Origin of the sequence: Georgenia subflava (genome assembly GCF_009193155.1) — a bacterium.
Taxonomy (GTDB): Bacteria; Actinomycetota; Actinomycetes; order Actinomycetales; family Actinomycetaceae; genus Georgenia; species Georgenia subflava.
Genome location: NZ_VUKD01000005.1, coordinates 130,303 through 151,436, shown reverse-complemented (window position 1 = coordinate 151,436; position 21,134 = coordinate 130,303). Strand labels below are relative to the sequence as shown.

Here is a 21,134-nt window from a genome sequence, read left to right as displayed (position 1 = left end):
CCCGGGCACCAGGGCGCGGCTGTGCCACGATGGCCGGGGGCCCGCGCCGCGGCCCCGGAGAGGAGCAGCATGAGGGACGACGAGACCCGCAAGATGGCGGTGATGAACCGTTGGCTCGACGAGGTCTGCACCGAGCTCGGCGTGGACCGGACGCTCATGACGTCGAGCACCTCTCCGCTGCTGCGCCTGATCGGCGAGGTCGCGCACGGGCCGAGCCGCCCGGGTGCCCCGCTGACCGCCTTCCTCGTGGGGCTCGCCGCCGCCACCGCAGCGACCGACCGGGCCGGCCAGGAAGCCGCCGTCGCCGAACGTATCGACGCGGTGTCCCGTCTCGTCGAACGATGGACCGCCGAGAACGCGCCCGAGGACGAGGACGGCGGCCGGTGAGCACGCCCGACGGCTCCCGCGTCAGCCCGCCCGCCCGCCGGGTCGTGCTCGCCGAGGTCCGGACCGCGCCGGTCGACGTCGCCGAGTGCGCCGCCGCCGTCGAGGACGCGGCGGCCGGCGCCGTCGTGACGTTCGGCGGCGTGGTGCGCAACCACGACCTCGGCCGCCCGGTGACCGGTATCGAGTACGTCGGTCACCCGGGCGCCGGCGACGTCGTCAAGCAGGTCGCCGCCGACGTCGCGGTGCGCTTCCCGGTCGACGCGATCGCCGTCGTGCACCGGGTGGGAACCCTCGGGGTCGGGGACGTCGCGCTCGCGGCCGCCGTGTCCGCGGCGCACCGGGCGGAGGCGTTCGAGGCGACGGCGGAGCTCGTCGAGGAGATCAAGAAGCGGCTGCCGGTGTGGAAGCGGCAGGTCTTCCCCGACGGCAGCCACGAGTGGACCGGAAGCGCCTGATCCCGGCCCCTCGGCTCAGCCCCCGGCGAACGGAGGCAGGACGTCGACCCGCACGTCCGTCGTCGAGGCTGAGCGCAGCGGTGCGGCGAGGTCCTCCCGGACGACGTCGTCGACCAGCAGCGACGAGATCGTCAGCACCCGCGCGACCTGGGGTCCGCGCGAGGCGACGACGGCGGCACGCAGGTCCAGCGCCGTCGCGGCCGCGGGCAGGACGAGCTCCTCGGCGGGAGTGCCCGCCGCCTCCGCCGCGCCGGCGAAGTACCGCACGTGGACCGTCACCGTCGTGGTCGTCGGCGTGGTGTCGACTCCTGTGCTCAACTCATCCTCCGATGGCGCTCATGGGTCGCTGCGGCTGCAGGAACCCCTCGTCGTCGATGCCGTGGCCGGCCTTCTTGCCCCACATGGCCACCCGCCACACGTCGGCGATCTCGGCGTCCGACGCGCCGCCGCGGAGGAGGGCTCGCAGATCGGTCTCGGTGCGGGAGAACAGGCACGTGCGGACCTGGCCGTCGGCGGTGAGCCGGGTGCGGTCGCACGCACCGCAGAACGGCTGGGTCACCGAGGCGATGACACCGACGGTCCCGCCCGGGTGGCCCTCGCCCGGCTCGACCGTCCACCGCTCGGCGGGAGCCGCGCCGCGCTCGGCGGGGTCGTGCGCGCTGAGGGTGAAGCGGGCCTGCAGGAGGTCGAGGATCTCCGTCGCCGTGACCATCTCGCCGCGCTTCCACATCTCGGGCGGGCCGAGCGGCATCTGCTCGATGAAGCGCAGCTCGAAGCCGCGGCGCAGGGCGTAGGCGAGCAGCTCGGGCGCCTCGTGGTCGTTGAGGCCTCGCATGAGAACCGCGTTGATCTTCACGGGCAGCAGGCCGGCTGCCTCGGAGGCGTCGACGCCGGCGAGCACGTCGGGCAGACGGTCCCGGCGGGTCAACGTGGCGTAGGTCTCGCGGTCGAGCGAGTCGAGGGAGATGTTCACCCGCTCCAGGCCGGCGGCGGCGAGCCCGGCGGCGCGGCGCTGCAGGCCCAGCCCGTTGGTCGTCAGCGACGTCTCGGGGACCAGGCCCTGGTCGGTGCGCAGGGCGGTGGTGGCGGCGACGATCTGCTCCAGTCCCTTGCGCAGCAGCGGCTCGCCGCCGGTGAAGCGGATCTCGCGGATGCCCAGGTGCTCGACCGCCACAGTGATCAGCCGCACCACCTCGGCGTCGGAGAGCACCTGGGGCGTCGGTAGCCAGTCGAAGCCCTCGGGGGGCATGCAGTACTCGCAGCGCAGGTTGCACCGGTCGGTCAGCGATACCCGCAGGTCGCGGCCGACGCGGCCGAAACGGTCGACGAGCTCGGGGGTGTCCGGGCGCGCGCTCGCCTCGGGCGCGACGGCATCGCCGGCCGCGGGCGTCGGGCGGGCGCTCGGCAGTCCGAGCTCGGTCAGAGGCATACGACCACTGTAACCACGGAACTCGGAACCGCCGCCACCACGGGTCGTCGGTGGTCGGTCATCGGTAGTCGGTCGGCAGGTCGGCAGCCGCCTGGGGAACATTCGTCAGGCCTATCCTGACGAATGTTCCGTGCCCACGGCTGGTCGGCGGTTCTGCGCCGGCGGGTCGGTGTTGGTGAGCAGGCGGGCCGTGACGGTGAGGCTGGGGGCCGTGACGGTGAGGCTGGGCCGTGACGGCGAGGCTGGGGGGCGTGACGGTGAGCCTGGGCCCTGGGTGAGGCTGGGGGGCGTGACGGTGAGCCTGGACCGTGACGGCGGGCAGCGGGTCCGTGATGGTGCGGCTGGACGGTGACGGCGAGCAGAGGGTCCGTGATGGCCAGGCTGGACGGGGACGGCGAGCGGTGAGCTGCTCAGCTCGCTGTCGGCACGCCGAGCCAGTCGTGCCAGCCGTTGTGCAGGACCAGCCACGCGAGCAGCCCGTAGCCCGCCTGGCCGGGGTGCACGCCGTCGCCGGCGGCGACGTCAGCGTGCCAGTGCTCGTGGGTCCGCAGCGGCTCGAACGTCTCCACGTAGGGCACGTGCCGGCGCTGGCAGACGTCGGCGAAGGCGCCGGAGAGGCTGGCGAGGGCGTCGGCGTCGACGTCGGGACGGGGCGGCGGACCGACGACGAAGCAGCCGATGCGCGAGGCCGCGGCGCCGTCGAGGATGTTCGCGAGGTTGAGTCGCGAGCGGGCCAGGGACAGGCCCTCGTCGAGGTCCGTCGAGCCGAGGCCGATGACGAGCCGGTTGTCGCCGTGGGGCTGGTGGCGGCGCCGGACCTCCTCCTCCCACCGGGCGGACAGCGCCGTGGTGGACTCGTGCGGCACCGCGAGCTGCGCCACGAACGCCGGCTCCTCGGTCTGTGTCCGGGCCATCACCCGCCCCACCCAGCCCAGGCCGCGGGCGTCGCCCGTACCGGCGGTGAGCTCGTCACCGATCACGCAGATGCACAGCTGGCCCTCGCCCACTCCGGCTCCTTCGTCTCGACTCCTGCCATCATCCTGCCTCGTCCGGGCGCGAGGGGTCCGCACGCGCGCCGGAGGCCCGGCGCCCACCACGGCCGAGGGGCCGGCCCTGGGCGTGATGCCCGGACCGGCCCCTCGGTGGTGGCTGCCTGCGTCAGCGGGCGAAGGCCCGCTCCATCAGGTCGCCGTTCTCCTCCTTGTGGCGCTTGCCGGAGCCGGTGGACGGCGAGGCGGCGGCCGGTCGGGAGACCACGCGGAGCTCACGTCCGTCCAGGGCGTCGCCCAGGTGGTCCGACACGAAGGTCCACGGCCCCTGGTTCTGCGGCTCGTCCTGCACCCACACCACCTCGGCGTTCGGGAAGGCGGCCAGCTCGGCGCGGATCTGGTCGAGCTCGAGGGGGTAGAGCTGCTCGAGCCGGACGATCGCGGTGCGCGAGTCGTCGGTCTTGATGCGCTGCGCGGCGAGGTCGTAGTACACGCGGCCCGAGCACAGCAGCACGCGCTCGACCTGGTCGGCCGCGTCGCGCACCCGCGACTCGACCTCACCGATGACCGGGCGGAACGTGCCCGAGGTGAACTCCTCCAGCGGCGAGGCCGCGGCCTTGAGGCGCAGCAGCTGCTTCGGCGAGAACACGATCAGCGGCTTGCGTGGCCGGGCGTAGGCCTGGCGGCGCAGCATGTGGAAGTGGTTCGCCGGGGTGGAGGGCTGGGCGACCACCATGTTCTCCTCGGCGCACATCTGCAGGAAGCGCTCGATGCGCGCGGAGGAGTGGTCCGGCCCCTGGCCCTCGTAGCCGTGCGGCAGGAGCAGCACCAGCGAGGAACGCTGCCCCCACTTCTGCTCGGACGAGGAGATGAACTCGTCGATGACGGTCTGGGCGCCGTTGGCGAAGTCGCCGAACTGCGCCTCCCACAGCACCAGGGCGTCCGGGCGCTCCACCGAGTAGCCGTACTCGAAGGCCATCGCCGCGTACTCGCTCAGCGAGGAGTCGTAGATCCAGAACTTCGCCTGGTCCGGCGTCAGGTACATCAGCGGCGTCCACTCCGAACCGGTGGTGTGGTCGTGAAGGACCGCATGGCGCTGGACGAAGGTGCCGCGGCGGGAGTCCTGGCCGGCAAGCCGGACGGGGGTGCCCTCCATCAGCAGCGAGCCGAACGCGAGGATCTCGCCGAAGCCCCAGTCGATACCGCCCTCGCGGGCCATCTTGTCCCGCTTCTCGAGCAGCTGCGCGAGCTTCGGGTGGACGTGGAAGCCCTCCGGCGGGCGAACGTGCGCCTGCCCGACGCGCTCGAGCATGCTGCCCGGCACCGCCGTCTGCCAGCCCACCATGGTCCCGGCGTCCTCGAGCTGGGACTCCGGCCGGTCCAGGCCGGCGACCTGCTCGGAGCGCTCCGGCGGGTTCCAGCCGCCCTCGCGGGTCTCGGTGAAGACCTTCTCCAGCTCGCGCTGGTAGTCCTTGAGCGCCTGCTCGGCCTGCTCGGCCGTCAGGTCGCCGCGCCCGATGAGCGACTCGGTGTAGAGCTTGCGCACCGAGCGCTTGTTCTCGATCAGGGAGTACATCACCGGCTGGGTCATCGAGGGGTCGTCACCCTCGTTGTGCCCGCGACGGCGGTAGCACACCATGTCGACGATGACGTCCTTGTGGAACTCCTGGCGGTACGCGAACGCCAGCTCGGCGACCCGGGCCACCGACTCGGGGTCGTCCCCGTTGACGTGGAAGATCGGGATCTGCAGCCCCTTGGCCACGTCGGTGGTGTAGTACGACGAGCGCGAGCTCGACGGGCCGGTGGTGAACCCGATCTGGTTGTTGACGACGATGTGCACGGTGCCGCCGGTACGGTACCCGCGCAGCTGCGAGAGCTGCAGGGTCTCGACGACGACGCCCTGGCCCGAGAAGGCGGCGTCGCCGTGGATCAGCACGGGCAGCACGGAGAAGCCCTGCGAACCGAGGTCGATACGGTCCTGCTTGGCGCGCGTGACGCCCTCCAGGACGCCGTCGGCCGCCTCGAGGTGCGAGGGGTTGGCGGCGAGGTAGACCTTGGTCTGCTCGCCGTCGGGGGAGGTGAACTCCCCGACGGTGCCCAGGTGGTACTTCACGTCGCCCGAGCCCTGCACGGTGCGGGGGTCCTCGTTGCCCTCGAACTCGGAGAAGATCTGCCCGTAGGACTTCCCGGCGATGTTCGCCAGGACGTTGAGCCGGCCGCGGTGCGCCATGGCGATGGTGACCTCGTCCAGGCCCTCCTGGGCGGCGCCGGTGAGCATCGCGTCGAGCAGCGGGATGAGCGACTCGCCGCCCTCGAGCGAGAAGCGCTTCTGCCCGACGTACTTCGTCTGCAGGAACGTCTCGAAGGCCTCGGCGGCGTTGAGCTTGCTGAGGATCCGCAGCTGCTGCTCGCTCGACGGCTTCTCGTACGGCGTCTCGAGACGGTCCTGGAACCAGCGGCGCTGGGCCCGGTCCTGGATGTGCATGTACTCGATGCCGATGGTGCGGCAGTACGCGTCGCGGAGCTGGCCGAGGATGTCACGCAGCGGCAGGCGCGAGGCCCCGCCGAACCCACCCGTCGGGAACTTGCGGTCGAGGTCCCACAGGGTCAGGCCGTAGTTCGCGACGTCGAGGTCCGGGTGCCGGCGCTGACGGTAGGCCAGCGGGTCGGTGTCGGCCATCAGGTGACCGCGGGAGCGGTACGCGTGGATGAGCTCGGCGATGCGGGCCGGCTTGCCCAGCTCCGTCTCCGGGTCGTACTCGACGTCCTGGAGCCAGCGCACCGGCTCGTAGGGCACGCGCAGTGCCGCGAACACCCGGTCGTAGAACCCGTCGGTGCCGAGCAGCTTGCCGTGGATCAGCTTGAGGTACTCGCCCGACGCCGCGCCCTGGATGATGCGGTGGTCGTACGTCGAGGTCAGGGTCAGGACCTTCGACACGCCCATCCGGGCGAGGGTCTGCGGGGAGGACCCGGCGAACTCGGCCGGGTAGTCCATCGCCCCGACGCCGATGATGGTGCCCTGGCCCTGCATGAGCCGCGGGATGGAGTGCACGGTGCCGATGCCGCCGGGGTTGGTCAGCGTGATCGTGGTACCCGCGTAGTCCTCGAGCGTGAGCTTGTTGTTCCGGGCCTTACGCACGAGCTCCTCGTACGCGGTCCAGAACTGGGCGAAGTCCATCTCGTCCGCCTTCTTGACCGAGGGCACCACGAGGGAGCGGGTGCCGTCCGGCTTGGGCAGGTCGATGGCCAGGCCGAAGCCCACGTGGGCGGGCTGGAAGACGGCGGGCTTGCCGTCCTCCGTCTGGCTGTACGAGTAGTTCATGTCCGGCATGTCCGCCAGCGCCTCGACCATGGCGTAGCCGATGAGGTGCGTGAACGAGATCTTGCCGCCGCGCGAGCGCGCGAGGTGGTTGTTGATGACGATGCGGTTGTCCACCATCACCTTGGCCGGGACGGCTCGCACGCTCGTGGCCACGGGCAGCTCGAGGCTGGTCTCCATGTTCTTGACGGTGCGTGCCGCCACGCCGCGGAGCTTGACGGTCTCGTCCTGGTCCTCGCCGTACCCGTCCTCGGCCCGCCGGGCGAGGCGCTCGGCGTAGGGGTGCGTCGGTGGCTGGGCGGCGACGGGCGGCGCCGGCGGCAGGTCGGCGCGGACCTGCTCGGTGGCCGGCTGCTCCGTGCGCGGGTCGAGCCGGTCCACCGGGGTGCGCTCCTTGCTCACCGCGGCGTCCGGGCGGCTGGTCGGCTGGGCCGACCCGGCCGTCTCAGCGCCCGCGGCGCGCGGCGCGCCGGACGTCGTCGGCTCGGCCGTCGGTGCGGCGCCGTTGCCCGCCCCGTTGGCGCCACCGTCGTAGTCCTCGAAGAAGTCCCACCAGGCGGGGTCGACCAGCTTCTTGTCCTGACGGTATTTGTCGTACAGCTCCTCGATGAGCCATTCGTTGGCGCCGAAGGCAGCCATGGGGTCGTGGTGCTCCTGCGTGGACACTCGGAAATCGCCCTCTTCCAGGGGGTGTGACGAAGATCCCTACAACCCTACGGTCTAGCCCCGGCCCGTCTCGCATCGGCAGGCCTCTGAGTACCCAAATTCACTTCCGGACGGGCCTCGGGCGGCGCGCCGACCAAGCCCGGGTCAAGGCGTCGTCACCCCCAGGTACGAGCGCCGCCTGTGGTGGTCGACGTCGGCCGGCACCTCCGGGTCGACGTCTGGAGCCACTCCAGGTAGGTATCGACGGCCCCGACGCGGCTCTCCCGCCACCGGGCTCGGGCGGGCGCTCGTGGGCCGTGCGCCGCGTGGGTGTCGTGTGCAACTCGTGCGTCGCGTCGGCGTCGCGCACAACCCGCTGGACGGCGCCCGGCGCGCTCGTACAATCGACCCACCATGCGACGATCACGCCGCGGTCGACATCCCGCCGACCCCCCTGAACCTGCCCCGTCCCCGAGCCCCCGACGAGCCGGCCCCCAGGTGCGGTGGCCCGCGTGCTGACCGAGTGGTTGCTCATCCTCCTCGGCGTCGTCCTGACCGCCGGGACGGCCGTCTTCGTGGCGGCCGAGTTCTCCCTCGTCGCCCTCGACCCGGGCACCGTCGACCGGCGGATCGCCGCCGGCGACAAACGGGCCGTCGGCGTCGGTGCCGCGCTGAAGCGGCTGTCCCTGGAGCTCTCCAGCGCCCAGGTCGGTATCACCCTGACCACGATCCTCCTCGGCTACACCGCCCAGGCGGCCCTCGCCACGCTGCTCACCGGACCGCTCGGCAGCGCCGGGCTCGCCGGCGCCGCCGCCACGGGCGCGGCGGTCGTGCTCTCGCTGGTGCTCGTCAACACCTTCTCCATGGTCTTCGGCGAGCTCGTCCCGAAGAACCTCGCGCTGGCCGACCCCCTCGCCACCGCCGGGTTCGTCGCTCCCGTGCAGGGCGTCTTCACCCGGGCTCTCCGCCCGGTCATCGCCGGTCTGAACAACTCGGCGAACGCGATCCTGCGCCTCTTCGGCGTCGAGGCCGCCGAGGAGCTCTCCGGCGGCCGCTCGGCCTCCGAGCTGGCGGCGCTCGTGCGCCGCTCCGCCGAGCACGGCACCCTCGACCTGGGCACCGCCCGGCTGCTCACCCGCTCCATCGGGCTCGGCGCGCTCACCGCCGTCGACGTCATGACCGACCGCGGCCGTGTGCACACGCTCACGCGCGAGCACACGGCGGCCGACGTCGTGAGCCTCGCCCGCACCACCGGCCACTCCCGCTTCCCCGTCATCGGCGACGACAACGACGACATCGTCGGCCTGGTGCACCTGCGCCGGGCGATCGCCGTGCCCTACGAGCGCCGCGGCGAGGTGCCGGTCGCGTCCTCCTCCATCATGGTCGACGCCCCCCGGGTGCCCGAGACCGTGGCGCTGGCGCCGCTGCTCGTCCAGCTGCGCGACGAGGGCCTGCAGATGGCCGTCGTCGTCGACGAGTACGGCGGCACGTCGGGCATCGTCACGCTCGAGGACGTCGTCGAGGAGCTCGTGGGTGACGTCGCCGACGAGCACGACCGGCGGCGCTCCGGCGCCCACGCCGGCCCCGGCGGCAGCTGGGTCGTCCCGGGCGTCATGCGGCCGGACGAGCTGGGCCACCAGGCCGACCTGCACGTACCCGACGACGGCCCGTTCGAGACGCTCGGCGGCCTCGTGATGGACCGGCTGGGTCGCATCCCGCGCGTCGGCGACGAGGTCACCGTGGCCGACGTCGTCCTCCACGTGGAGCAGATGGACGGGCGCCGGGTCGACCGGCTGCGGGTGTGGGCGCTGCCCACCGCGGGGGAGGAGCAGTGAGCACCGGGACCGCGCTCGTCGTCGGCCTCGTGCTGCTCGCGCTCAACGCCTTCTTCGTCGGTGCCGAGTTCGCCGTGATGTCCGCCAGGCGCTCACGCATCGAGCCGCTCGTCGCGCAGGGGTCGCGCCCCGCCCGCACGGTGCTGTACGCGATGGAGAATGTCACGCTGATGCTCGCCTGCGCGCAGCTGGGCATCACCGTGTGCTCCACCGGGCTGGGGGTCGTCGCGGAACCGGCGATCGCCCGCCTGGTCGAGGGCCCGCTCGTCGCGGTCGGGCTGCCCCCCGAGGCGAGCCACGCCGTCGGTTTCGTCGTCGCCCTGGCGCTCGTGGTCTACCTGCACGTGGTGGTCGGCGAGATGGTGCCGAAGAACCTCGCCGTCACCTCGCCGGAGCGGGCTGCGCTGATCTTCGCCCCGCCGCTCGTGCTGGTCTCCAAGGTGCTCCACCCGGTCATATCCGCCCTGAACTGGTTCGCGAACCTGCTCCTGCGCATGGTCGGCGTCCAGCCCAAGGACGAGGTCGCCTCCGCCTTCACCGCCGAGGAGGTGGCCTCGATCGTCGAGCGCTCGCAGGCCGAGGGAGTGCTCCAGGACGACCTGGGACTCCTCACCGGGGCGATCGAGTTCTCCGAGGAGACCGCGGAGCAGGTCATGATCCCGCCCGGCGAGCTGGTGACGCTGTCCGTGGCCTGCACCCCCGAGGACGTCGAGCGGGAGGTGGCTCGTACGGGCTACTCACGGTTCCCGCTGGTCGACGACGACGGCGCGCTGGCCGGCTACCTGCACGTGAAGGACGTGCTGTACGCCGAGGGGGAGGCGCGCGAGCGCCCGGTGCCGAGCTGGCGGATCCGCGCGCTCGCCTCGGTGGCGCCCACCGACGAGGTCGAGGACGCGTTGGCCGCGATGCAACGCTCGGGCGCCCACCTCGCGCGTGTCGTCCGACCGGGTCGCGAGGGCGCTACGGGCACGGACACCGAGGTCGGTGTGGTGTTCCTCGAGGACATCCTCGAAGAGCTGGTCGGTGAGGTCCGCGACTCGATGCAGCGCGACGAACGCCGGTGACCGGCGCGGTCCGGCAAAGGCGGTCGTGCGACCGGTTGCCGTGAGACCGTCACCACGTCCACAGGATGTTGGACGCAGCCCACGTCGTCCGTTACTGTTTCGTGACAGCCACTGGTGCGGGACCTCGTCCCGATGGTGGTGCCGCTCGGCCTCGAGCGGGTCGTACTCCACCCTCCGGAGGTTTGATCGATGGCTGGTAGCGCTGTGCCCGCGCCTGCGGCACCGCTGACCCGTCGTCAGATCCGTGAGGCAGAGCGAGCCCGTGCCGCCGCCGAGGAGCGTGCGGCCCGCGAGCGCGCTGCCGAGGAGCGTGCGGCCCAGGAGCGTGCCGCTGAGGAGCGTGCGGCGCAGGAGCGTGCTGCCGAGGAGCGTGCGGCCCAGGAGCGTGCCGCTGAGGAGCGTGCGATCCAGGAGCGTGCCGCTGAGGAGCGTGCGATCCAGGAGCGTGCCGCCGCCCAGGAACCTGCCGCCCCGACAGGAGCGCCGCTGACCCGTGCGGCCCTTCGCGCGGCCGAGCGTCAGCGGGCGGAGCGCATCGCTGCGAGCAGGACGTGGACGATCGACGTCCCGCCCGTCGCCGCACCGGCCCGCACCGTCGTCGCGGCCGCGCCCACCGTCGTCGGTGTGCTCCCCGCCCCGGTCGTGCCCATCGTCGTCGGTGTGCTGCCCGCTCCGGTCGTGCCCACCGTCGTCGGTGTGCTGCCCGCCCCGGCGTCGCCCGAGTCCCGCGCGGCCGACGAGGCCGAGACCGCACCCAGCCCCGCCGAGCCCGCCGACACGGTCCACGACGCCGACAGCACGGCGACCGAGGTCCTGACCGGCCAGTGCTCCCTGCCGTCCCGCCGAGAGCTGCGCGGCGCACGCACGGGCACGACCCGGCCGGCCGACTCCCGGCCGCCTGCCCGGGCATGGGCACCGCGTGCTGCCGTCCTGGGAGCGATGGGCGTGCTGACGATCGTGGCGCCGCTGGCCGGCTTCGGCGCGCCGGAGAACTCGGCGTTCGCAAGGTCGATCTCCGGTGTGCAGGCCGACGCGTCGGTGCTCGCCATCCTGGACGAGCGGGGCGCGGGTGCCGGGACAGCAACCGTCCCGGAGAGCCTCCTGAGAGACCCGGCGGCGTCGAGCCGGGCGACGATCCTGCAGACCTCGCGCGCGGCCGACCGCAACGCGCTCGAGTGTGCCCCGCTCGACGGCGCCAGCGGTACCCGTGCCGCCGTGACCGACGAGGTCGAGGACCAGGTGGTGCGGCCCGTCGCCGACGGCACCTACCGCAACTCGTCACGCTACGGCTATCGCGTGCACCCCATCAGCGGGGCGTACAACCTCCACACCGGCACCGACTTCGCCGCCTCGCTCGGCACGCCGATCCACGCCATCGCCGACGGCACGGTCGAGTACGTCGGACCGGGCAAGGACGGCCGGTCGAGCATGCTCGTGATCCTGCGCCACGAGATCGGCGGTGAGACGGTCTACAGCTGGCACGTGCACATGTACGCCAACGGCATCAAGGTCACCGAGGGCGAGCAGGTCCGCGCCGGCGAGGTGATCGCCGAGGTCGGGAACAACGGCAACTCGACCGGCCCGCACCTGCACTTCGAGCTGCACCTCGACGAGGACGGCACCACCGTCGACCCGCTCGCCTGGCTCGAGGAGCGCGGCGCGGTCGAGGTTTCCGCGCTCTGCTGAGCAGCACCCCGCGCCACCGCGTCGGCCGTCCCTGATCGGGACCGCCCCGTCCCGTCCGGGCGGGTGACCGGCCCACCCCGCACGCCCCGGGTAGCCCGGTCCACCACACCTTCCGTGCCCTTTGTGGGTGCCTCGACATGGCTGCACCGGGCAGGCCTTTCCTAGCGTTCACTGCACCGCACTCGTAGCGGCAACGTAGCCAGGGGAAGGAGTGCCGTGACGCCGTCGTCACAGCAGATCGCTCTGCAGGCCACCGGTCTGACCAAGGACTTCCGCGGCTTCCGTGCCGTCGACAACGTCGACCTCACGGTCGTCGCGGGGGGAGTGCACGCCCTGGTCGGCCCCAACGGTGCCGGCAAGACGACGCTCTTCAACCTGCTCAGCGGCTTCCTCACACCCACGGCCGGCACCATCACCGTGCGCGGTGAGGACGTGACCGGGCTGCAGCCCGAGCAGATCGCCCACAAGGGCGTCGCCCGGTCGTTCCAGATCACCAGCCTCTTCGAGAACCTCAAGCCGCGGGAGCACGTCGAGCTGGCGCTGCAGAGCCGCACGAGCCTGGGGCGGAGGTTCTGGCGCTCCGAGAAGATCATGCGCCAGTTCCGCCCCCGTGCGGACGAGCTGCTCGCGGAGGTCGGTCTCAGCCATCTGGCCGAGAAGCCGGCCGGCGAGCTCGCCTACGGCCAGAAACGTGCGCTGGAGATGGCGCTCGTCCTCGCCCTGGACCCCGCGATCATGCTGCTCGACGAGCCGACCGCCGGCATGGGCATCGAGGACGTCACCCGGACCATCGAGCTCGTCAAGAGGATCGCAGTCGGCCGCACGGTCGTGTTCGTGGACCACAACATGCACGTCGTCGGCAGCCTCGCGGACCGCGTCACCGTGCTCCAGCAGGGCAAGGTCCTGGCCGAGGGGTCCTACGAAGAGGTCCGCCGGGACCCCCGCGTGATCACCGCCTACCTCGGGGAGGCAAGCCATGCTTGAGGTGCGCAACCTGAGCGCCTGGTACGGCGAGGCCCAGGCCGTGGTCGACGTCAGCATCGACGTCGCCGAGGGCGAGGTCGTCACGCTCGTCGGCCGCAACGGCGCGGGCAAGACGACGCTGCTGCGCACCCTCATCGGCCTGCACCGCCACGTCAGCGGCACCGTCAGCCTCGACGGTGCCGACATCACCCGCCTGCCCACCCACCGGCGGGCCCGGCTCGGGATGGGCTGGGTCCAGGACGACCGCGGCATCTATGCCTCGCTCTCCGTCGAGGAGAACCTGCTGCTCCCGCCGGTCGTCTCGGACAGGGCGTGGCCGCTCGCCCGGGTCTACGAGACCTTCCCCGTGCTCGCGGACCGCCGCCGGGCGGCCGGCACCACCCTCTCGGGCGGTGAGCAGCAGATGCTGGCCATCGCCCGCGTGCTGCGGACCGGCTCGCGGCTGCTGCTCCTGGACGAGCCCACGGAGGGCCTCGCCCCGGTGATCGTGGCCGCCATCGGCGACATCGTCCGGGAGGTCAAGGCGATCGGCGTCACGGTGCTGCTGATCGAGCAGAACGTGAAGTTCGCGGCCACGGTCGCCGACCGCCACTACCTGCTGTCCCAGGGACGCGTCGTCGAGCACCTCGACAACGCCCAGTTCACCGCCCGGGAGCACGAGCTCCTCGAGCACCTCGGCGTCTGACGGCCTGTGTGCCGCCCACATAACCACGCACCACCCGGAACGAGAGAACAGGAACTCGGATGACCAAGAAGCTTGCGGGCGGCGCGGCCGCACTGATGTCCGGGGCGCTCCTGCTGAGCGCGTGCGGCGGAGGTGGCCCTTCCGCCGCGGACGGCCCCTTCACCGACGACAAGGTCGTCATCGGCGTCCTCAACGACCAGTCCGGCGTCTACAAGGACCTCTCCGGCCCGAACAGCGTGATCGCCGTGGAGATGGCGGTGCAGGACTACCTCGAGAAGTACGGCGACGACGCCGTCCTCACCGAGGAGCAGATCGAGGTCATCACCGCGGACCACCAGAACGAGCCCGACGTCGCCAACACCAAGGCGCAGGAGATGTACGACCGGCAGGGCGCCGACATCATCCTCGACGTCCCCGCCTTCTCCGCGGCGCTCGCCGTCGCCAGCCAGGCCGACCAGAAGAAGAGGCTGCACTTCAACATCGGGGCCGCCACCACGGAGCTGACCGGCGCGCAGTGCAGCCCGTACGTCTTCCACTGGGCGTACGACACGTACATGCTCGCGAACGGCACCGGCACGACCGTCACCGAGAACGGCGGCACGGACTGGCAGATCATCTACCCGGACTACGCCTTCGGCCAGGACATGGAGAAGTCCTTCACCGAGGCGGTCGAGGAGGCCGGCGGCACGGTGAGCGGCTCGATCGCCACGCCGTTCCCCAACGACAACTTCTCGACCTTCCTCACCCGTGCGGCCTCCGGTTCGCCGGACGTCATCGGGACGATGCAGGCGGGCGGCGACCTCATCAACCTCGTCAAGCAGTACAACGCGGCGGGGTTGCGTGATCAGGGCATCGGCCTCGCCGTCGGCCTGATGTTCATCACCGACATCCACTCCCTGGGCGTCGACCAGTTCGAGGGCACCACCTTCACCGACGCCTGGTACTGGAACATGGACGAGGAGTCCTGTGCCTGGGCGGACCGGTTCCTCGAGGAGACCGGCACCCGGCCGTCGTTCGCCCACGCCGGCAACTACTCCGGCGCGCTGCAGTACCTCGAGGCCGTCCAGGCCACCGAGACCGACGACGCCGACACGGTCGTCGAGGATCTCGAGGGCAAGGAGATCGAGGACGTCTTCCTGCGCAACGGGAAGATCCGCGCCGAGGACCACCGGGTCATCCACGACGTCTACCTCGCCGAGGTCAAGGCACCGGGCGACGTCACCGAGGACTGGGACTACCAGAACATCCTCAACACGATCCCCGCGGAGGACGCCTTCCGCCCGGTCGCCGAGTCCGGCTGCGAGATGGGCTGACCGAGAGGCCGCACGGTGCGCCGGGTGCCCGCGTGGCACCCGGCGCACCGCACGAGGAGGGAGGAACGGGTGATGAACGAGATCCTGCAGTACACGATCCAGGGCCTGGCGGCCGGCAGCTTCTACGCGGTCGCCGCGCTCGGGCTGGCGGTGATCTTCGGCGTGCTCGGCGTCGTCAACTTCGCCCACGGCGCCTGCTACATGCTCGGCGCGGTGGTCGCGGCGGTCCTGCAGGACCTGCTGGGCCTCAGCCTGTGGTGGGCGTTGCTCGTCGTCCCGGTCCTGCTCTTCGTCTTCGGGGTGGTCATCGAGCGGCTGTTCGTGCAGTGGCTGCTCCGGCTGGAGCCGCTGTACAACTTCCTGCTCACCTTCGGCCTGTCGCTGTTCCTCGTCGACCTCGTCAAGCGGCAGTACGGCGTCTCGGGCCTGCCCTACGAGCTCCCCGACGTGCTCGCCGGCCAGCTCGCGCTCGGGGGCGTGCGCCTGCCGACCTACCAGGTGTTCGTGTTCGTGGCCTCGCTGCTGGTGTGCGCGGCCGTCTGGCTGGTCATGACCCGCACGCGCGTCGGCATGATCGTGCGGGCCGCGACCGAGCGCCCCGACGTCGCCCGGGCGCTAGGCGTGAACGTCGGCCGGTGGATCACCCCGGTCTTCGGCTTCGGCATCGCACTCGCCGGTCTGGCCGGGGTGCTCGCGGCGCCGTTCCGAGCCATCACGGCCGACATGGGCTCGAGCTTCATCATCATCCTGTTCGCCGTGGTGGTCATCGGCGGGCTCGGGTCCATCGTGGGGGCGGTCGTGGCCGGCTTCCTCGTCGGCCTCGTCGAGGCGTTCGGTCAGGCCTACGCCAGCGCGTTCTCCCAGATCGTGGTCTTCGTGCTCATGGCCGTCGTGGTGCTGCTGCGCCCGGCCGGCCTGTTCGGACGGGAGGAGCGGGCATGAGCTCGACCCCACGCACCCTGCTGGAGGAGCGGGCATCCAGCGGGATCGTTCCCCACCGCATCGCCCGCCGGTCGCTGAAGACGTGGGCCCTGCTCGCCGTCGGCCTGCTCGTCGCGGTGGCGCTGCCGTGGATCATCTACCCGCCCGTCGCGATGGACATCGTCTGCTGGGCGCTGTTCGCCATCGCCCTGGACATCCTGCTCGGCTACACCGGTCTGCTCTCCTTCGGGCACGCGGCCTACTGGGGCGGCTCGGCGTACGTGACGGGACTCGTGGCGGTGCACCTCGGGGTGCCCTTCCCGCTCGCCGTCCTCGCCGGCATGTTGGCGGCCATGCTCATCGCGCTGCCGGTGGGATACCTTTCGGTCCGGCGCGCCGGCATCTACTTCGCCATGGTGACGCTGGCCTTCGCCCAGATGATCTTCTTCCTCGCCAACCAGTGGAGCGACGTCACGGGCGGCGAGAACGGCCTGCAGTCCGTGCCGAAGTCGTTCTTCGGGATCGCGGCCGTCGAGACCGACGCGTTCTACTTCTACTACGCGGCACTGCCGATGATCCTGCTCGGGATGTGGATGGCGTGGCGGATCGTGCACTCGCCGTTCGGGCGGGTGCTGGTCTCCATCCGCGACAACGTCCCGCGTGCGCGGGCGCTCGGCTACGACGTCGAGAAGTACAAGGTCGCAGCGTTCGTGCTCTCCGCCGGCCTGGCCGGTCTGGCCGGCGGCCTGTTCGCGATCAGCCACGGCTTCGTCTCCCTGCAGGAGGTCAACTGGACCACCTCCGGCAAGGTCGTGCTCATCACCGTCCTCGGCGGCATCGGCACCCTGTGGGGCGGGATCGTCGGCGCGGCCATCATCATCATCCTCGAGGACCAGCTCGCCTCGGCCGGGTTCGACGGCATCGGCATCATCACCGGGTCCGTCTTCGTCGTCGTGGTCCTGCTCTTCCGCCGGGGCGTCTGGGGGACGGCGCTCCACGCGCTCCGGCTGCGGCGCGAGAAGAGAGACGCCGCGGCCGAGGGCCGGGACGGACCGGGCGACGGCGGACACGGTGACCACGGTCCCGGCGACGGGAGTTTTGGCGACGGCGGCGGGCCCGGCGACCGCGGGCCCGACGACGACGGTCCCGGCGACGACGGACCGGACAGGCCCGCCGGCGACGGTCCGAGCGAGCACCCCGCGACGGCCGCGGACCCCCGTGTCGTCGACCCGGCGCACCGGTCGCAGCCGCTGCGCGCGGAGTAGCGCCCCGCACGCCGGTCCCGCCCCGCGTGCCGGTCTCGCCCCGGCGCCCGCCGTCGCGACGCGCACACGCCTGCGTGGCGGGCGCCGCCAATGATCGGTGAGGAAACGGTGCGTTAACTGCATCGAATCCTCACCGATCGCGTGGAGTGGGCGGCCCCGGCGCCCGCCGTCGCGACGCGCAGACGCCCGCGTGGCCGGCGCCGCCAAAGATCGGTGAGGAAACGGTGCGATAACTGCATCGAATCCTCACCGATCGCGTGGAGTGGGCGGCCCTGCGATCGCGTGGAGTGGGCGGCCCTGCGACCGCCTGGAGTGGGCGGTCCTCACCGATCGCGTGGAGTGGGCGGCCCTGCGACCGCCTGGAGTGAGCGGTCCTCACCGATCGCGTGGAGTGGGCGGTGTGGCGGCTCAGCGGGGGAGCAGCGCGTGCAGCCGGAGCGCGAGCTGGACCTCGAGGAGGCGCTCCGGTGCGTTCCACCCCTCGCCCAGCAGGCTCGTGATCCGCTCGAGGCGCTGGGTGACCGTGTTCGTGTGCACGTGGAGCGCCGTTCCCGTGCGCCCGAGATTCGCGCCCTGGGCGAAGTAGGTGCGGAGCGTGTCGGCCAGCGCCGTGCCGCGCGCGGAGTCGTACTCGAGGACCGGCCCGAGCACCGACCCCACGTAGGCCGGCACGTCGCGGTCCTCACCGAGGAGGAGCCCGACGAACCCGAGGTCCGCCGCGCCGGCCACCTCACCGGTGCGGCCGAGCACGAGGAGGGTGTGCAGGCAGCGCGCCGCCTCGGCGTGGGCCACCGTGATCTCCGCCGCGCCGCACGTCGGACCCGCGACGCCGGCGGTCACCGGTCGGCCCGCCACGCGGCGGAGCTCCGAGATCACCGTGCGGGCGGCCTCGCGCGGCTCGACGGCCGGCAGGACGAGGACGATCCGCCCGTCGTGGACGGTGGAGAGGCCGTGGTGGCTGCCGGCCAGGAAGGCGGCCGCCTGGGTCGTCCGGGCCCGGTCACCCACGATGTCGGCGACGACGACGGCGTGCGGGGCGTCCAGATCGGCCCCGGCCAGCCTGATCCGCTCACGCAGGCCGTGCGGGTCGCGCCCGAGCAGGACGTCGTCGAGGAGCTCCCCGCGCATCCGCTCCTCGGCGCTCGCAACCGAGCGACGGAACAGCAGCAGCAGCGCGGTGACGAGTGCCGCGCGCTCGAGGATGCGCCGGTCGGCCTCGTCCAGCGGCTCGGCCCGGCGCAGCACCAGGGCACCCAGCGTCTCGCCGCCGGCCAGGACCGGCGCCGCGACGACGCCGTCGCCCGTGCGGGTGCGGTGGGTCCGCACCGCCCGCTCGACCGTCTCGGCCTCCGCGGCCGGAGCGTGCGTGCGGTCCTCGGCCGGCAGCGACCCGTCCTTCTCGGTCATCACGACGGTGCCCCCGAGGACCTCGCCGACCTCCCGGGCGACGTCCTCCACGTCGCCGCCCCGGAGCACCAGCTCCAGCAGGCGGTCGTGGGCGTCGGTGGCGCGCTCCACGCTCGTGGTGCGCTCCCGGAGCTCCTCGCCGGCCGCCCGCAGGTCGTGCAGCGCGAGCTGGGTCTCGCTCAGCAGCCGCGCGTTGTCCAACGCGATGGCGGCGTGCGCGGCGAACGAGCTCAGCAGTGCGATCTCGGAGCGGCCGAACGGCCGGACGGTGCGGTTGGCCGCGTACAGCACGCCGATGACCTGGCGGCCGAGCAGCAGCGGCACACCCACGATCGAGGTGATGCCCTCGTCCCGGACCGCCGAGTCGATGCCCTCCGTGTGGTTGAACCGGTCGTCCTGGAAGTACGTCGCCGCGGCGTACGGCGTCGCCGTCTGGGCGACGAGCCCGCCGAGGCCGGCGCCCATGGGCAGCCGGACCGCGCGGAAGAGGTTCGAGGAGCATCCGACCGTCACCCGCATGTACGTGTCGCCGGCGTCCTCGTCCATGAGCGACAGGTAGGCGACGTCGCTGCCGAGCAGCTGCCGGGACCGTCGCACGATGGCCTCCAGGACGGCGTCGACGTCGGTCAGCGACGCCAGGTCGCTCGCGGTCTCGAAGAGCGCCGTGAGCTCGGTCGCCCGGCGCCGGCGCGACTCCAGCACCGCACGCACCTGCAGCGCCAGGGTCTTCGCGCGCTCGAGGCGCTCGATCGTCTCCGCGTCAGCGGCCGCGCTCCGCGCCGCGAGGAGCGGCGCCTCGAACTCGACCGGCGAGGCGTCGCGCGCCAGCAGCTCCAGGTACTCCGTCCCCCTCACGCCCGTCATTGTGACTGACGTCCGCACGACGGTGGGAGGAGCGGCAGGGCGAGCCCCGGCGGTGGCATCCATGGCGTCAGCTGGCCGACCAGCCGCCGTCGAGGACGATGTTGCTCCCGGTCACGAACGAGGCGGCGGGGGAGCAGAGGTAGGTGACGGCCCGGGCCACCTCCGTCGGGTCCAGCAGGCGCTTGATCGCCGAGCTCTTGAGCATGACCTGGGCGAGGACGTCCTCCTCGGAGAGGCCGTGCACCCGGGCCTGGTCACGCACCTGCCTCTCCACCAGGGGCGTGCGCACGTAGCCGGGGTTGACGCAGTTGCTCGTGACGCCGCGCTCCGCGCCCTCCAGCGCGATGACCTTGGAGAGCCCCTCCAGCCCGTGCTTGGCCGCGACGTACGCGGACTTGAAGGCGCTCGCCCGCAGCCCGTGCGCGCTCGAGATGTGCACGAGGCGGCCCCACCCGCGCTCGTACATGTGCGGGAGCGCCGCCCGGGTGAGGAGGAACGGGGACTCGAGCATCAGGCGCAGGATCCGTGCGAAGCGGTCCGGCGGGAACTCCTCCACCGGGCTGACAGTGATGATGTGTGTGGTGGTTCCTCGGGTGGGGTCTGACTCACGGGCTGACCGACGCCTCGGCTGTCTTGTTTGCGATCTGTCGGCTCGCTCGAGGGACCATCACGCACGCGACCGGACGGGCGCTGTGACCTCATAGGAGCTTGGTTCAGAAGCCCCGCCACTGTCTTGTCCGCCCGCCCGGCCGGCGCGTGCTGCCCACCGGATCAGCGAGAGGACAGCAGTGACCAGCATGACGGATCAGCACCTGGAAGTCATCGCCGGGGTGGACACCCACGGCCAGACGCATCACGCCGCGGTGGTCGACGGGCTCGGCCGGCACCTGGCCGACAAGGAGTTCGCGGCGACCGGCGCCGGCTACCGGCAGCTGATGACCTGGCTCGGCTCCCACGGCACCGTGGCCGCGGTGGGAGTCGAGGGCACCGGCGCCTACGGTGCCGAGCTCGCCCGGGTCCTGACCCGGTCCGGGCTGAGAGTGGTCGAGGTCGACCGCCCCGACCGCAAGACCCGACGGCTGCGGGGCAAGTCCGACCCGATCGACGCCTACGCCGCCGCGACCGCGGTGGCCTCAGGCCGCGCCACCGGCACCCCGAAGACCCGCGACGGGATCGTCGAGGCCATCCGCGCCCTGCGGGTCCCGCGACGCTCCGCGATCAAGGCCCGCACCCAGGCCATCAACCAGGCCCGTCAGCTCCTGGTCACCGCCCCCGAGGCACTGCGCGCGCAGCTGCGCGGCCTCTCCGCCACCGAGCTGGCCCGGACCTGCGCCCGGCTACGCCCCGACGACCTGGCCGACCCGACCGGGGCGACCAAGGCCGCGTTGCGCCGCCTTGGCCGGCGGATCCTGGCCCTGGCCGAGGAGATCGCCGAGCTCGACGCCGAGCTGAAGACCCTGACCACCCAGGCCGCCCCTGCACTGCTCGCCCGCATGGGCGTCGGCACCGACGTCGCCGGCCAGCTCCTGGCCACCGCCGGGGACAATCCCGACCGGCTACGCTCCGAGGCCGCGTTCGCGCACCTGTGCGGCGTCTCCCCGATCCCCGCCTCCTCCGGGCGTCGGGACCGCCACCGCCTCAACCGCGGCGGGGACCGGGCCGCGAACCACGCCCTGCACACCATCGCCCTGTCCCGCATGCGATGGGACTCGCGCACCAAGGCCTACGTCCAGCGCCGCACCAAGCAAGGACTCTCGAAGAAGGACATCATGCGTTGCCTCAAGCGCCACATTGCCCGCGACATCTACCGAGCCCTGATCCACGATCTTCAGGCCCGAGGCGCGCACCCCTCATCCCTTGCCGCCGACCTCCCACAGGCCGCTTGA

General features: G+C 72.2%; 15 protein-coding genes and 2 pseudogenes. 11 read left to right on the top strand and 6 right to left on the bottom strand.

The features are described 5' to 3' along the window. Window positions 1-69: 69 nt before the first annotated feature. Together GD748_RS16625 and GD748_RS16620 are read left to right on the top strand one after the other, a co-directional pair. Entirely contained in the window at window positions 70-387 is a 318-nt protein-coding gene (locus GD748_RS16625; RefSeq protein ID WP_152196352.1) for a DUF6457 domain-containing protein, read from the top strand. After that, the gene (locus tag GD748_RS16620; protein WP_226921500.1) at window positions 384-842 is read left to right on the top strand and encodes a molybdenum cofactor biosynthesis protein MoaE; all 459 of its coding nucleotides are present in this window, start codon (window positions 384-386) and stop codon (window positions 840-842) included. Before GD748_RS16625 ends, GD748_RS16620 begins: the two co-directional genes overlap by 4 nt. 15 nt (window positions 843-857) lie before the next feature. Here the strand turns inward: GD748_RS16620 and GD748_RS16615 are convergent, their stop codons facing one another. From GD748_RS16615 to GD748_RS16600, 4 genes are all read right to left on the bottom strand, one after another. Then, entirely contained in the window at window positions 858-1,160 is a 303-nt protein-coding gene (locus GD748_RS16615; RefSeq protein ID WP_152816288.1) for a MoaD/ThiS family protein, read from the bottom strand. Between the two features lies 1 nt (window position 1,161). Continuing rightward, a complete protein-coding gene (gene moaA / locus GD748_RS16610) occupies window positions 1,162-2,271 on the bottom strand; it encodes a GTP 3',8-cyclase MoaA (protein ID WP_152196350.1) in 1,110 nt (369 codons plus the stop codon). 410 nt (window positions 2,272-2,681) lie between these two features. Next, window positions 2,682-3,278, bottom strand: coding sequence for a GDSL-type esterase/lipase family protein (locus tag GD748_RS16605; RefSeq protein WP_226921498.1), 597 nt, complete (start codon window positions 3,276-3,278; stop codon window positions 2,682-2,684). A 151-nt stretch (window positions 3,279-3,429) separates the two neighbouring features. Beyond that, window positions 3,430-7,245 carry a multifunctional oxoglutarate decarboxylase/oxoglutarate dehydrogenase thiamine pyrophosphate-binding subunit/dihydrolipoyllysine-residue succinyltransferase subunit gene (locus tag GD748_RS16600; protein ID WP_152196349.1) on the bottom strand — a complete coding sequence of 1,272 codons (3,816 nt, stop codon included), beginning with the start codon at window positions 7,243-7,245 and terminating at the stop codon, window positions 3,430-3,432. A gap of 494 nt (window positions 7,246-7,739) precedes the next feature. On the opposite strand from GD748_RS16600, the gene GD748_RS16595 reads away from it, so the two are divergent. The 8 genes and pseudogenes from GD748_RS16595 to GD748_RS16560 form a co-directional block, all read left to right on the top strand. Beyond that, window positions 7,740-9,059, top strand: coding sequence for a hemolysin family protein (locus tag GD748_RS16595; protein ID WP_152196478.1), 1,320 nt, complete (start codon window positions 7,740-7,742; stop codon window positions 9,057-9,059). Further along, entirely contained in the window at window positions 9,056-10,123 is a 1,068-nt protein-coding gene (locus tag GD748_RS16590) for a hemolysin family protein (RefSeq protein ID WP_152196348.1), read from the top strand. Before GD748_RS16595 ends, GD748_RS16590 begins: the two co-directional genes overlap by 4 nt. Before the next feature lie 189 nt (window positions 10,124-10,312). After that, window positions 10,313-11,809 (top strand): peptidoglycan DD-metalloendopeptidase family protein, encoded by a 1,497-nt coding sequence (locus GD748_RS16585; RefSeq protein ID WP_152196347.1) that lies wholly within the window; start codon window positions 10,313-10,315, stop codon window positions 11,807-11,809. A 216-nt stretch (window positions 11,810-12,025) separates the two neighbouring features. Further along, the gene (locus GD748_RS16580; protein ID WP_152196346.1) at window positions 12,026-12,793 is read left to right on the top strand and encodes an ABC transporter ATP-binding protein; all 768 of its coding nucleotides are present in this window, start codon (window positions 12,026-12,028) and stop codon (window positions 12,791-12,793) included. Beyond that, window positions 12,786-13,478 carry an ABC transporter ATP-binding protein gene (locus tag GD748_RS16575; RefSeq protein WP_152196345.1) on the top strand — a complete coding sequence of 231 codons (693 nt, stop codon included), beginning with the start codon at window positions 12,786-12,788 and terminating at the stop codon, window positions 13,476-13,478. The genes GD748_RS16580 and GD748_RS16575 overlap by 8 nt, the downstream gene beginning before the upstream one ends. Before the next feature lie 59 nt (window positions 13,479-13,537). Beyond that, the gene (locus tag GD748_RS16570; protein WP_152196344.1) at window positions 13,538-14,791 is read left to right on the top strand and encodes an ABC transporter substrate-binding protein; all 1,254 of its coding nucleotides are present in this window, start codon (window positions 13,538-13,540) and stop codon (window positions 14,789-14,791) included. A gap of 72 nt (window positions 14,792-14,863) precedes the next feature. Next, on the top strand, window positions 14,864-15,733 hold the full coding sequence (locus tag GD748_RS16565; protein ID WP_152196343.1) for a branched-chain amino acid ABC transporter permease: 870 nt from the start codon (window positions 14,864-14,866) through the stop codon (window positions 15,731-15,733). Beyond that, window positions 15,730-16,728: pseudogene (locus tag GD748_RS16560) on the top strand (branched-chain amino acid ABC transporter permease); the annotation flags it as partial. The gene GD748_RS16565 and the pseudogene GD748_RS16560, both read left to right, overlap by 4 nt. Window positions 16,729-17,385: 657 nt before the next feature. Here the strand turns inward: GD748_RS16560 and GD748_RS16555 are convergent. Both GD748_RS16555 and GD748_RS16550 read right to left on the bottom strand, forming a co-directional pair. Then, window positions 17,386-19,248 carry a GAF domain-containing protein gene (locus GD748_RS16555; protein WP_152196342.1) on the bottom strand — a complete coding sequence of 621 codons (1,863 nt, stop codon included), beginning with the start codon at window positions 19,246-19,248 and terminating at the stop codon, window positions 17,386-17,388. 67 nt (window positions 19,249-19,315) lie between these two features. Next, window positions 19,316-19,813: pseudogene (locus tag GD748_RS16550) on the bottom strand (SDR family oxidoreductase); the annotation flags it as partial. A 223-nt stretch (window positions 19,814-20,036) separates the two neighbouring features. Between GD748_RS16550 and GD748_RS16545 the strand changes: the two are divergent. Continuing rightward, window positions 20,037-21,134: an IS110 family RNA-guided transposase gene (locus GD748_RS16545; RefSeq protein ID WP_152196340.1), complete on the top strand. Its 1,098-nt coding sequence runs from the start codon at window positions 20,037-20,039 to the stop codon at window positions 21,132-21,134.

What these genes read in the sequence shown, in the direction of transcription:
- GD748_RS16570 (WP_152196344.1), top strand. Translation starts at nt 13,538, where the DNA reads ATGACCAAGAAGCTTGCGGGCGGCGCGGCCGCACTGATGTCCGGGGCG.
- GD748_RS16565 (WP_152196343.1), top strand. Translation starts at nt 14,864, where the DNA reads ATGAACGAGATCCTGCAGTACACGATCCAGGGCCTGGCGGCCGGCAGC.
- moaA (WP_152196350.1), bottom strand. Translation starts at nt 2,271, where the DNA reads ATGCCTCTGACCGAGCTCGGACTGCCGAGCGCCCGCCCGACGCCCGCG.
- GD748_RS16575 (WP_152196345.1), top strand. Translation starts at nt 12,786, where the DNA reads ATGCTTGAGGTGCGCAACCTGAGCGCCTGGTACGGCGAGGCCCAGGCC.
- GD748_RS16585 (WP_152196347.1), top strand. Translation starts at nt 10,313, where the DNA reads ATGGCTGGTAGCGCTGTGCCCGCGCCTGCGGCACCGCTGACCCGTCGT.
- GD748_RS16555 (WP_152196342.1), bottom strand. Translation starts at nt 19,248, where the DNA reads ATGACGGGCGTGAGGGGGACGGAGTACCTGGAGCTGCTGGCGCGCGAC.
- GD748_RS16625 (WP_152196352.1), top strand. Translation starts at nt 70, where the DNA reads ATGAGGGACGACGAGACCCGCAAGATGGCGGTGATGAACCGTTGGCTC.